We start from the raw sequence: 12,178 nt of genomic DNA, 5'->3' as shown, positions 1-12,178 counted from the left end.
GAGCTGGGAGCCCGCGCTGGGTGCGGCCCATCGGCAGCTGTGCCTGGAGCAGTTGGCCCTCGCACCGGGAGGCGCGTGATGAAGCTGCCCGCGGTGCCGGCCGCCCTCGCCCGCCTGTCTCGCGACACGCGGGACACCTTGTTCCTGCTGCTGGCCGTCGCCGCCATCGCCCTGCCGCACGCCGGCCACCTGCCGGCCTGGGCCACCGCCGTCGTGCTGCTGGTGCTGGGCTGGCGCGCCGCGGTGGCGCTGCGCGGTGACCCGCTGCCCTCGCGCCCCACGCTGACGCTGGTGCTGGTGGCCTGCGTGGGCCTCACCTGGCTGAGCCACCGCAGCCTGATCAACCGCGAGGCCGGCATCACGCTGGTGACCATGCTGCTGGCGCTGAAGACGCTGGAGCTGCGGGCGCGACGCGACGCCTTCGTGATCTTCTTCCTCGGCTTCTTCCTGGTGCTGACGCACTTCCTGTACTCGCAGTCGCTGCTGTCGGCGCTGTGGATGCTTGGCGCGGTGTGGGCGCTGCTGACGGCCGTCGTGCTGGCGCAGATGCCGGTGGGCCAGCCCAGCCTGGCGCTGGCGGCGCGCCATGCGGCCCGCACCACCGCGCTGGGCCTGCCAGTGATGCTGCTGCTGTTCCTGCTGTTCCCGCGCATCGCGCCGCTGTGGGGCATCCCGTCCGAGGCGGTGGGCAAGACGGGCCTGTCCAACCAGCTGGACTTCGGCGGCATGTCCGAGATCGCCAACGACGAGAGCATCGCGATGCGGCTGCGCTTCATCGGCCGCGACGGCCCGCCGCCGCTGAAGGCCCTGTACTTCCGCGGGCCGGTGCTGTCGCGCTTCGATGGCCGCAGCTGGCGGCCGGGTCTCGATGCCGGCCTGAGCCGGACGCTGCAGGTGCAGGGCCGGCCGCTGCGCTACGAGCTGACGATGGAGCCGCTGCGGCTGCGGCTGCTGCCGCTGCTGGAGATGAGCCCCCAGCCCGTCGGCTCACAGCTGAACCTCGAAGGCGGAACGCTGACGCTGCGCCGCGAGGGCGACCTGCGCTGGTCCGCGCCGCGACCGATCACCGAGCGGCTGCGCCTGGAGGCCGAGGCCTACCCCGACTACCAGGCCGGGATCGACGAGGCCGCCGTCGTACGCCGTGCCGACCTGGAGCTGCCGCCCGGCCGCAACCCGCGCACGCTCGCCTGGGCCGGCGCGCTGCGCGCCGAACCGCGCTTCGCCGCGCTGGACGACGGCGAGCGCCCGGCCGCCCTCGCCGCCGCGGTGATGCGCCACATCGCCAGCGCCGACTTCACCTACACCCTCTCGCCCGGCCGCTACGGCGAGCTCACGCCCGACGTCATCGACGAGTTCTGGTTCGACCGGCGGCTGGGCTTCTGCGAGCACTTCGCGGCGGCCTTCGTCGTGGTGATGCGGGCGATGGGCGTGCCGGCCCGCGTCGTCACCGGCTTCCAGGGCGTGGACCCGCTGCCGCAGGATGGCTGGTGGATCGTCCGCAACAGCAATGCCCACGCCTGGGCCGAGTACTGGGCGCCGGGCCGCGGCTGGCTGCGCGCCGACCCGACCGCCGCCGTCGCGCCGGAGCGGGTCAACCTGGGCCGCGCGCTGCGCCCCGCGCCGGGCGCGCTGGAACAGCTCAGCCCCGCGGTCTGGGGCGGCCTGAGAAGCGCCTGGGAGACCCTGGACAACCGCTGGCAGCAACTGGTGCTGAACTACTCGCGACAGAACCAGTTCGAGCTGATGAAGCAACTGGGCGTGGCGCAGCCGGACTGGGTGGCGCTGGGCCAGATCAGCGCCGGCCTGATCGCGCTGCTGACGCTCGCCGGCGCCGGCGCCGCGATGTGGCAGGCCCGCCCGCACGACGCCTGGACGAGGCTGCGCGGCCAGCTGCTGCGCGAGCTGCATCGGCTGGGCGTCAGCGAAGCCGCCGCGCACCAGGGCCCGGGCCGCTGGGCCGCGCTGCTGATGCAGCGCCACGGCGAGCGCGCAGCCCCGCTGGCGGCGCTGCTGCTGTCACTGGAACGTGAACGTTATGCCGGCGGAACGCCCCCGGGCCGGGGCGCGCGCCGGCGCTGGTTGAAATCCTTCCGCGCCGCAGGCCGTATGCTGCGCAGGCAGTCCGCTTCCGATACCCTCCCTGATGCCGTACCGTCGTAGTTCCGCCCTCGCCCTGGTGACCCTGCTGCTGGCCGTGGCCGCCGCGTCGGCGGCCACGCACAAGACCCGACCCCACAAGCCGCCTGCGGTCACGAAAGACAAGCCGGGCCACGCCTTCGGCCCGCGCGCCGACGTGATGGCCTTCGCCGCCGAGCTGGCCGCCACCCGCGGATGGGATGCCGCCGAGCTGCAGGCCCAGCTCGCCCAGGCCCAGTCGCTGCCGGTGGTGCAGCGGCTGATCATGCCGGCGCCGCCCGGCGCGGCCAAGGACTGGTCGGCCTACCGCGCCCGCTTCGTCGAGCCGCGCCGGCTGCAGGCTGGCCTGGCCTTCTGGGAGTCCAACGCCGCGGCGCTGGAACAGGCCGAGCAGCGCTTCGGCGTGCCGGCGGAGTTGATCGTCGGCCTGATCGGCGTGGAGACCTTCTACGGTCGCATCATGGGCGGCTTCCGCGTGGTGGACGCGCTGTCCACGCTGGCCTTCGACTTCCCCGCCGGCCGCAGCGACCGCAGCGGCTTCTTCCGCGCCGAGCTGGGCGAATTCCTGGCCCTGTGCCGCCGCGAGGGCCTGGACCCGTTCAGCGTCAAGGGCTCCTTCGCCGGCGCGATGGGCCTGCCGCAGTTCATGCCCGGCAGCTGGAACCGCTACGCGATCGACTTCGACGGCGACGGCCATGTCGATCTCGCGGGCGACCCGGCCGACGCGATCGGCAGCGTGGCCAACTTCCTCGTCGAGCATGGCTGGAAGCGCGGCATGCCGACCCATTTCGCCATCGCCGCCCCGCCGCGGGAAGCCCGCGCGATGCTGCTGGCGCCGGACATCAAGCCCAGCTTCGACGCCGACCAGCTGCAGCAGGCCGGCCTGGCGCTAGATGCCGCGGCCCGCGAGCACTTCGGGCCGCTGGCGGTCGTCGAGCTGCAGAACGGCGCTCAACTACCCAGTTATGTGCTCGGGACCGAAAACTTCTATGTGCTGACCCGCTACAACTGGTCGGCCTACTACGCGATGGCCGTCATCGAGCTGGGCCACAGCCTCGCGGCGCTGCGCGCGGCGCCGCACTGACCGGGAAGCTTTGGCCTTACAGTTCGCCCATGCCCCGGCGCGGGTGCACTGTGGAGGGAGCCCATGGTCGCAGCACAGCCGAAGCCCACTTCGGCGATGAAGGTCCTCGTGATCGACGATCAGCAGCAGGTGCGGCAGATCATCCGCGAGTCGCTGTACCGCCTGGGCATCCGCACGGTCGTGATGGCGGCCAACGCGCAGGACGCGATGCGCGCGATGAGGAGCGACATGATCGACCTCGTGCTGAGCGACTACAACCTCGGCGAAGGCACCGACGGCCAGCAGTTGCTCGAAGCGGCACGCAGCGGCCACCTGCTGTCACCGGTCGTGCCCTGGATCTTCATCACCGCCAATTCGCTCAAGGGCGACATCCTCGCCGCCGGCGACTACATGCCCGACGGCTACATCGTCAAGCCTTTCACCGACCAGCTGCTGTCCCGCTATATCGAGGCGCTCTCCGCCCGCAAGCAGGCGCTGGCACCGCTGCTGATGGCGGTGGATTCGCGGCGCTGGGAGCATGTGCTGACGGTGGCCGAGCAGTTCGCCGAGCGCCGCGATGCGCTGAGCATCGAAGGGCTCAAGCACAAGGCCAATGCGCTGATGCGGCTGGCCCGCTTCGAAGATGCACGCGAGGTCTACGAACGCGCGCTGGCGATGAACTCCGAACTCGCCTGGGCGCAGCTGGGCCATGCGCAGGCGCTGCGCGCGATGGGCAAGGCCGAGGAGGCGCACAAGCAGCTGAAGCGGCTCACCTTCGACCAGCCCGCCTTCGCCGCGGCCTACGACACGCTGCTGGAGATCGCCGAGGACCGCGGCGACCAGGACGAGGCGCTGGAGCTGGCTCGCAAGGTGGCCGACCTGGTGCCCAATGCCAAGCGCAAGCTCAAGCTCGGCTCGGTGGCGCTGACGGCCGGCGACAACGAGCTGGCCGTGAAGGCGCTGGAGTCGGCCGTGGCCAAGAGCCGCCATGCGGTGGTGCCCACGCCGGGCGAGTCGCTGCTGCTGGCGCAGGCGCTGGTCAATGCCGGCGACCCGCAGAAGGCGCTGGGCCTGGCGGGCGAACTGGCCAAGCGCTTCCCGAACCAGGCCAACACCCAGTACCTGGCCAAGGCGCTGTCGGCGCAGGCGCAGGGCAAGCTCGGCAACGCAGCGGCCGCGGCCGAGCTGATGAACGAGCTGAAAGCCCATGCCGGCGAGGTGGAGCTGGACGAGAGCGGCAAGCTGCTGCTGGCCCGCACCGCGCTGTCGACCGGGCAGGAGGACTTCGGCCAGCAGCTGATCTCGGAGGTGGCGCGCAACAACAGCGACCGCCCGATGATGCTGGCCGCTGCGATGCGGGCCGCCGCCGGCACCGCCCGCGAGGCCGAGTTGCGCGAGCAGGTGATGGCCGCGGGCAAGGTGCTGGAGGGCTCGCTGCAGCAGCTGCAGGCAGCCAAGCGCAGCGGCGACCTGGCACGCGCGCTGGAGATCGGCGAGGCGGCGCTGGCGCAGTCGCCGCAGCACTTCAGCGTGCTGATCGAGCTGTGCACCCTGCACCTGATCGCGATGACCCGGCTCGGGTCGGCCAGCGAGCATGCCGATCGCGCCCGCGCGCTGCTCGACCGGCTGGAAAGCAGCAACCCGGACCACGACCGCGTCGCGGCGGCGCGCAAGTTCTTCCGCGAGCGCGTCGGTGCCCTGTGAACCCTCGCCACCGCCCATGAGCCTGGACAGCACGCAGCTCGATGCCGCCGTCATCCACGACGTCAAGAACCGGCTGGCCATCCTCGCCAGCGAGCTGGCCAAGCTCAACGCACTGGACCTGCCCGACGAGGCCCGGAACCACGCGCTGCTGGCCGGCGAGCAGGCCGGCCACATCACCCACAAGCTGGTCGAGTACCTGACGCTGCGCCGCGCCGCCGACCCCGGCGGCCTGCGCGCCGAGGCGCGGGAGGACACGCCCGCACTGCTGCTGGACGAACTGCAGGCCGACGCGCAGGCCCTCGCCGGCGGACGCATCGAGGTGTGCACCGATGCGGCCCAGGCCCCGGACTTCTGGTTCTACGACCGCTACCTGGTGCTGCTGGCGCTGGACTCGGCCATGTACAACGCGCTGCGCTTCGCCGGCACGCGCATCACGCTGGGCGTGACCCAGCAGGCGCAGGGCCTGTGCTTCTATGTGCGCGACGACGGGCCGGGCGTGCAGTCGACGCCGGGCGCTTCATCGACCGGCCTGGGCCTGCGCCTGTGCGAGGCCGTGGCACGCGCGCACCGCAACCACGGCGTGCAGGGGTGGAGCGTGTTGAAGAACGATCGTGCGGGCGGCGCGATCTTCGAGCTGCATCTGCCCTAGCGGCAGCGATACTGCACTCAGACGTGGATGTCGAGCAGCGAGCCTTCGGCGCGCAACTGGGTCTGCAGCACCTTCAGGTTGGCGACGTAGCTGTAGGTGGCCGATTGCTGTTCGACGATCTCGTTGTTGGCCTCGACCGGCTGGTTGACGATGCGCGAGGTGGTCGACACGCCGCCGCCCTCGATCGTCGCCTGGTCCACCTGCTCGCGCTGGGCGTTGTTGCCGGTGGAGAGCCGGGCGATGTTGCCGGCCGACGCGCGCAGCCGCTCGTTGGCCGCGGAAAGGCCGGACAGCGCGGTGGACAGCTCGATGGTCATGGGCCTGATGATCGCCGATATCGGGCCTAACGGTCAAACTGGGCGGTAACTACCCGCCATATTTACCGTCAATTCTTGGCGTTATGGGGTATCAGACCACCAGCTGCTCGTAACCGCCGGAGGAAACGAACACCCGCACGCTGTCGCCGCCGGCGGCCTTGGCCTCGGCGCAGGCCAGCGCGCCGGCCCCCAGCACGGCGTCCACCGTCTCCAGCGTCTCGTGGAGCTGCACGACGCCGATGCAGGCCTTCACCCGGGTGCGGTGCAGGCCCCAGCGCAGCCGGTAGCCGGCCACGGCGGCGCGCATCTTGTCGGCCACGATCTCGGCATAGTGCAGGTCGCAGTCGGGCAGCAGGATGGCGAAGTGGTCGTCCTCCATCCGTGCCACCAAGTCGGAGGCGCGCACCTTGGTGATCAGCAACTGGCCGAGGCCATAGAGGAAATGGTCGCCCACCTCGCCGCCCATCGTGCGGATGATCTCGCCGAACTTGTCCACGTCCACCCACAGCACCGACACCGGCTCGCTGCGGCGGCTGCCGACGTGGAAGGACAGGCGGCGCTCGAACTCGCGCCGGTTGGCCAGCTCGGTCAGGGTGTCGTGCTTGGCGGTCCAGGTCGGCTGCAGGCGGGCCTGGCGCGCGGCGGTGACGTCGTCGACGATCCACAGCACCTCGCCGTCGAGCGCCTGCCAGTCCAGCGGGCTGGCCTGCAGGCGGCCCCAGAAGCGGCTGCCTTCACGGCGCACGCATTCGATCTCCTCGTCCAGCGGGCGGCCGGCCGCGAAGGCTGCGGCCATGCGCTCCTGCAGTCCGGCATGGGCGGCGTCGGAGACCTGCACGCTGCGGATCTCGACACCGGCGAGGTCGCTGTCGTCTCCGTAGCCGAACAGGTGGTTCAGCGCGTCGCTGGCCAGCGTGAAGCGGCCCGCATGGGTGAAACCGGTCGCCGTCGGGCTGCGGGCCATCAGGGTCGCCAGCCGGGTCTGGGTCTGGGCGGAATCGGCAACTGCGTTGTTGGTGTTCTTCTGTTCGGGGGGCGTGGCTTGCTGCATCAGCTTCTCCTGCGACGAAGCGACTATGGCAGGTGTCCCTTACTTCGGCTACTCGAAAAACCCGAAACGCACGCTGTTCAAGGCTCCGCCTGGCGCAGGAAGGTGGCGAAGCGCGGCAGGCCGGTGCTGGTCAGGCCGCGGTAGCGGTAGGTGATGATGGCGCCGACCGCTGGCGGCGCGCGGCGCTGGGCCTCGCTGAAGCCGCTGCCGATGCGGAATACGCGGCCGGCGGCGTTGCGGACCGACAGCGCGCCCATCAACCCTTGCAGGCGACCATCGCCGGGGACATGGGCGAGGACGACGGCCTCGTCGTCGTCCAGCGGCTTCAGCTTCAGCAGCACCTCGCTGCGGCCGCTGACGTAGGGCGCGGCGGCCTCGTGGAGCATCAGGCCTTCGCCGCCGGCAGCAACGGTGGCGGCGAGCAGGCGATCCAGCTCGCTTCGGCTCGACACCCGCGACTGCGGCACCACTTGCAGACCCGGCCAGCGCGACACCACCGACAGTTCGCGCAACGCGGCATGACGCTGCTCGAAAGTGCCTGGCGCCCCGGGCAGCTCGAAGACCATGTAGCTCAGCCCTGCCCATTCGGCGGCGGCGGGCTCGTGCCGCCGTACCGCAGCCGACGCCGCCTCGAAGCGGCCGCGGCCCATCCACAGTTCGCCATCCAAGGCGCTCGCCGGCAGCAGCGCCGCAATGGCCGCCGGCATGGCGATGGGCTGGCCCTGTCGCGTGAACATGCGCCGGCCATCCCAGAAGGCGCGGACGCCGTCGTATTTCTCGCTGACCAGGTAGCGGCCGGGGTCGATGACGTCCGGCGCCTTCAGGGCCAGCAGCAGTGGTGGCACCCCGTCGCCCGCGGCGCTGCGGCTTCGGGCCAGGCGCCACGGCCCGGCGGCAAGACCCGCCGCCAGCAGCGCGGCAGCGTGGGTGAATTGACGTTTGTGCATCTCGAGAAGCTCCTGGCCGGCGGTATTGCCGGCGGAAATTCTGAGAAGCACGAGCCATGCGGCAGGCGTAAAAAAGCCCCGTTCGGCATCGCCAGAACGGGGCTTGACACGAGCCGGGCCTGAGCCCGGCCGGCGTAAGCGGTCTTGTGCTTACTTGTTGCGCGTGCCGACCACTTCGATCTCGACGCGGCGGTTCTTGGCGCGGCCTTCGGCGGTCTTGTTGTCCGCGACCGGCTGCTTCTCGCCCTTGCCTTCGGTGTAGACGCGGTTCTTCTCCACGCCCTTGCTCACCAGGTAGGCCTTGACGGCTTCAGCGCGGCGGACCGACAGCTTCTGGTTGTAGGCATCGGTGCCGACGGAGTCGGTGTGACCCACGGCGATGATGACTTCCAGGGCGATGCCACCGGTCTTGGCGACCAGGTCATCCAGCTTGGCAATGCCTTCGGGCTTCAGGACGGCCTTGTCGAAGTCGAAGAAGGCGTCAGCAGCGAAGGTGACCTTCTCGCTGACGACAGGCGCCGGAGCCGGCGGGGCCTTCGGGGCTTCGACCGGCGGGGCAACCGGAGCGGGCGGCGGGGCGACCGGGGCTTCGACCTTCGGCGCCGGCTTGATCTCGCCGTCGCAACCAGGAGCGGCCGTGGCCGGGGTCCAGAAGGCATCGCGCCAGCACAGTTCGTTGGTGCCGTTCTTCCAGACGGTGCCGTCGGTCGAACGCCAGTTGTCGATGGTCTGCTGGGCCATAGCGCCCGAAGCTGCAAAGGCAGCAGCGGCGGCGACGGAAACCAGGGTCGCGACGCGGGTCAGTTTCTTCATGATTCTCCTCTCAAGGATGGCTGCAGTTGCCCTGCAAATTCCAAGTACTCGAACGAAACCTTCGGAGACCGCGCTGTAACAAACACATACGGGTTTCTCCTAGGGACTCGACGATTGTGCCACGGGGTCTGTGACTGTTTTGCATTGTGGGCGGCGCATCGGGGCGCACCCCGGAAGGATGTTGTTCGGCTGCTACAGCAGCGTGGCCCTAGAATCGCAGGTCCGTCTCAATCGACGCTGGCGCGCGCACGCCGGCGGCGCCTTCGCACCCCATGACCCAGTTCGCCAAAGAAACCCTGCCGATCAGCCTCGAAGAGGAGATGCGGCGGTCCTACCTCGACTACGCGATGAGCGTGATCGTGGGCCGCGCCCTGCCAGACGCCCGCGACGGCCTGAAGCCGGTCCATCGCCGCGTGCTGTTCGCGATGAACGAGATGGGCAACACCTACAACGCCAAGTACCGCAAGTCGGCACAGGCGGTGGGTGAAACGATGGGTAAATACCACCCGCACGGCGACTCGGCGATTTACGACACCATCGTCCGCATGGCCCAGCCTTTCAGCCTGCGGCACATGCTGATCGACGGCCAGGGTAATTTCGGCTCCATCGACGGCGATAACGCCGCGGCGATGCGATATACCGAAATTCGCCTCGACAAGATCGCCCACGAAATGCTGGCCGATATCGACAAGGAAACCGTCGATTTCGGGCCCAACTATGACGGCAGCCACCAGGAACCGCTGGTTTTGCCAGCGCGCCTGCCGAATCTGCTGGTGAACGGTTCTTCGGGTATTGCCGTGGGTATGGCGACGAATATCCCGCCGCATAACCTGAACGAGACCGTCGACGCCTGCCTGCATGCGCTGAAAAACCCGGACTGCTCGATCGACGAGCTGATGGAAATCATCCCGGCGCCGGATTTCCCGACCGCCGGCATCATCTACGGCCTCTCGGGCGTGCGCGATGGTTATCGCACCGGCCGCGGCAAGGTGGTGATGCGCGCCAAGGTCCATTTCGAGGATATCGACAGGGGCGCTCGCCAGGCCATCATCGTCGACGAGATTCCCTACCAGGTGAACAAGAAGACGCTGCTGGAACGCATCGCCGAACTGGTTCACGAGAAGAAGATCGAGGGCATCAGCCATATCCAGGACGAGTCGGACAAGTCCGGCATGCGCGTGGTGATCGAGCTCAAGCGCGGCGAGGTGCCCGAGGTTGTCCTGAACAACCTCTACAAGCAGACCCAGCTGCAGGACAGCTTCGGCATGAACATGGTGGCCCTGATCGACGGCCAGCCCAAGCTCTGCAACCTGAAGGACCTGGTCACCGTCTTCCTGGAGCATCGCCGCGAGGTGGTCACCCGCCGCACGGTGTTCGAGCTGCGCAAGGCGCGCGAGCGCGGCCACGTGCTGGAAGGCCTGGCCGTGGCGCTGGCCAATATCGACGACTTCATCCAGACGATCAAGGAATCGCCGACGCCGCCGGTCGCCAAGGCCGCGCTGATGAGCAAGAGCTGGGACTCGGGCCTGGTGCGCGAGATGCTCAGCCGCGTCGAAGGCGGCCGCGAGGCCTACCGCCCCGAGGGCCTGCCCGCCAACTACGGCATGCAGGAAGACGGCCTGTACCGCCTCTCCGACGACCAGGCCAGCGAGATCCTGCAGATGCGCCTGCAGCGCCTGACCGGCCTGGAGCAGGACAAGATCGTCGGCGAGTACCGCGACGTGATGTCCGAGATCGCCGACCTGCTGGACATCCTGGCCAAGCCCGAGCGCGTCACCGTCATCATCGGCGAGGAGCTGATCAAGGTCCGCCAGGAATTCGGCCAGACCAAGGAAGGCGCGCGCCGCTCGGTGATCGAGCACAACGCGCAGGAACTCGGCACCGAAGACCTGATCACGCCGACCGACATGGTCGTGACGCTCTCCCACACCGGCTACATCAAGAGCCAGGCGCTCGGCGAGTACCGCGCCCAGCGCCGCGGCGGCCGCGGCAAGCAGGCCACGCAGACCAAGGAAGACGACTGGATCGACCAGCTCTTCATCGCCAACACGCACGACTGGATCCTGTGCTTCTCCAACCGCGGCCGCGTCTACTGGCTGAAGGTGTGGGAGGTGCCGCAGGGCTCGCGCAACTCGCGCGGCAAGCCGATCGTCAACATGTTCCCGCTGCAGCAGGACGAGAAGATCACCGTCGTGCTGCCGCTGACCGGCGAGTTCCGCAGCTTCCCCGAGGATCACTTCATCTTCATGGCCACCGCCATGGGCACGGTCAAGAAGACCTCGCTGAAGGACTTCAGCAATCCGCGCAAGGCCGGCATCATCTCGGTGGACCTGGATGAAGGCGACCACCTGATCGGCGCCGCGCTGACCGACGGCAAGCACGACGTGATGCTGTTCAGCGACGGCGGCAAGGCCGTGCGATTCGACGAGGACGACGTGCGCCCGATGGGCCGCACCGCCCGCGGCGTGCGCGGCATGATGCTGGAGCCGGACCAGCGCCTGATCGCCATGCTGGTGGCCGAGGACGAGAGCCAGAGCGTGCTGACCGCCACCGAGAACGGTTACGGCAAGCGCACAGCGATTACCGAATACACCCGTCATGGCCGCGGCACCAAGGGCATGATTGCGATCCAGCAGAGCGAGCGCAACGGCCGGGTCGTGGCCGCCACGCTCGTGCATGCGGACGACGAGATCATGCTGATCACCGACAAGGGCGTGCTGGTGCGCACCCGCGTGTCGGAGATCCGTGAACTCGGCCGCGCCACCCAGGGGGTCACGCTGATTGCCCTGGACGACGGCGCCAAGCTCTCCGGCCTGCAGCGCATCGTCGAGAACGATGCCGCGGACGGCTCCTCCAACCCCGACGACGGCAGCGATGTTGCCGATGACGCCACCAAGGATTGACCCCAGACCATGACGATGATGAAGAAAAGCCTGATCGCTGCCTCGCTGTTCCTCGCTGCCTCGGGCGCCTTCGCACAGGCGGCCTCGGCCCCGGCGATCACTCCGAGCAAGCTGGCCCTGATCAACAAGGTGATCGCGCTCCAGCAGCCCGGCATCGAGAACATCTCCAAGATGCTGGTGCAGCAGATGCTGACGCCGCTGGCCCAGGGCGTCAGCCAGGCGCTGGCCCAGCAGCCGGCCGACAAGCGCGAGGCGCTGGCCAAGGGCATCCAGGCCGAAGTCAACAAGTTCGGTGAGGACTCCGCCGCCGAGCTGAAGAACCGCGGCCAGAAGCTGGCCGGCCCGACCTGGACCCCGATCCTGGACGAGCGCTTCACCGAGGACGACCTGAAGCAGACGATCGCCTGGCTGGAATCGCCCACCAGCAAGAAGCTGCAGCAGGCCGCGATCGAGATGAGCAACGGCATCGGCCCGAAGATGTTCGCGGACGCCAAGCCGACGCTGGAGCCCAAGTACCACGCGCTGGAGGCCAGCATCGCCAAGCAGCTGGGCATCACGCCGAAGCCGACCGCCGGCGCCTCGACGCCGCCCCCCG

10 protein-coding genes are annotated in these 12,178 nt (G+C 69.2%); 6 read left to right on the top strand and 4 right to left on the bottom strand.

What is annotated here, in order from left to right; all coding sequences use genetic code 11:
• Positions 1-78: 78 nt before the first annotated feature.
• The 4 genes from B0W88_RS24550 (at position 79) to B0W88_RS24535 (ending at position 5,552) form a co-directional block, all read left to right on the top strand.
• On the top strand, positions 79-2,160 hold the full coding sequence (locus B0W88_RS24550; RefSeq protein WP_077037243.1) for a DUF3488 and transglutaminase-like domain-containing protein: 2,082 nt from the start codon (positions 79-81) through the stop codon (positions 2,158-2,160).
• Entirely contained in the window at positions 2,144-3,220 is a 1,077-nt protein-coding gene (mltB, locus tag B0W88_RS24545; RefSeq protein ID WP_077037242.1) for a lytic murein transglycosylase B, read from the top strand. Before B0W88_RS24550 ends, mltB begins: the two co-directional genes overlap by 17 nt.
• A 63-nt stretch (positions 3,221-3,283) precedes the next feature.
• Positions 3,284-4,903, top strand: coding sequence for a response regulator (locus B0W88_RS24540; RefSeq protein WP_077037241.1), 1,620 nt, complete (start codon positions 3,284-3,286; stop codon positions 4,901-4,903).
• A gap of 16 nt (positions 4,904-4,919) precedes the next feature.
• Positions 4,920-5,552 (top strand): sensor histidine kinase KdpD, encoded by a 633-nt coding sequence (locus tag B0W88_RS24535; RefSeq protein ID WP_077037240.1) that lies wholly within the window; start codon positions 4,920-4,922, stop codon positions 5,550-5,552.
• 17 nt (positions 5,553-5,569) lie between these two features.
• Here B0W88_RS24535 and B0W88_RS24530 read toward each other — a convergent pair whose 3' ends face one another.
• The 4 genes from B0W88_RS24530 to ompA form a co-directional block, all read right to left on the bottom strand.
• Complete coding sequence (locus B0W88_RS24530) at positions 5,570-5,869, bottom strand: hypothetical protein (RefSeq protein ID WP_077037239.1); 300 nt, start codon at positions 5,867-5,869, stop codon at positions 5,570-5,572.
• 91 nt (positions 5,870-5,960) lie between these two features.
• A complete protein-coding gene (locus B0W88_RS24525; protein ID WP_077037238.1) occupies positions 5,961-6,920 on the bottom strand; it encodes a sensor domain-containing diguanylate cyclase in 960 nt (319 codons plus the stop codon).
• Between the two features lie 77 nt (positions 6,921-6,997).
• Positions 6,998-7,867 (bottom strand): DNA ligase, encoded by an 870-nt coding sequence (locus tag B0W88_RS24520; RefSeq protein WP_083749042.1) that lies wholly within the window; start codon positions 7,865-7,867, stop codon positions 6,998-7,000.
• Positions 7,868-8,017: 150 nt separating this feature from the next.
• Positions 8,018-8,680 (bottom strand): outer membrane protein OmpA, encoded by a 663-nt coding sequence (ompA, locus tag B0W88_RS24515; protein ID WP_077037237.1) that lies wholly within the window; start codon positions 8,678-8,680, stop codon positions 8,018-8,020.
• A 272-nt stretch (positions 8,681-8,952) separates the two neighbouring features.
• Between ompA and gyrA the strand changes: the two genes are divergently transcribed.
• Positions 8,953-11,583 (top strand): DNA gyrase subunit A, encoded by a 2,631-nt coding sequence (gyrA, locus tag B0W88_RS24510; protein WP_077037236.1) that lies wholly within the window; start codon positions 8,953-8,955, stop codon positions 11,581-11,583.
• A 15-nt stretch (positions 11,584-11,598) separates the two neighbouring features.
• On the top strand, positions 11,599-12,178 hold a 580-nt coding region (locus tag B0W88_RS24505; protein WP_158080936.1), incomplete at its 3' end, for a DUF2059 domain-containing protein.

Source organism: Pelomonas sp. KK5, from assembly GCF_001984095.1.
GTDB lineage: Bacteria > Pseudomonadota > Gammaproteobacteria > Burkholderiales > Burkholderiaceae_C > KK5.
The sequence above is the reverse complement of the archived record's forward strand: the minus strand, read 5'-3'. Positions and strand labels throughout refer to the sequence as shown.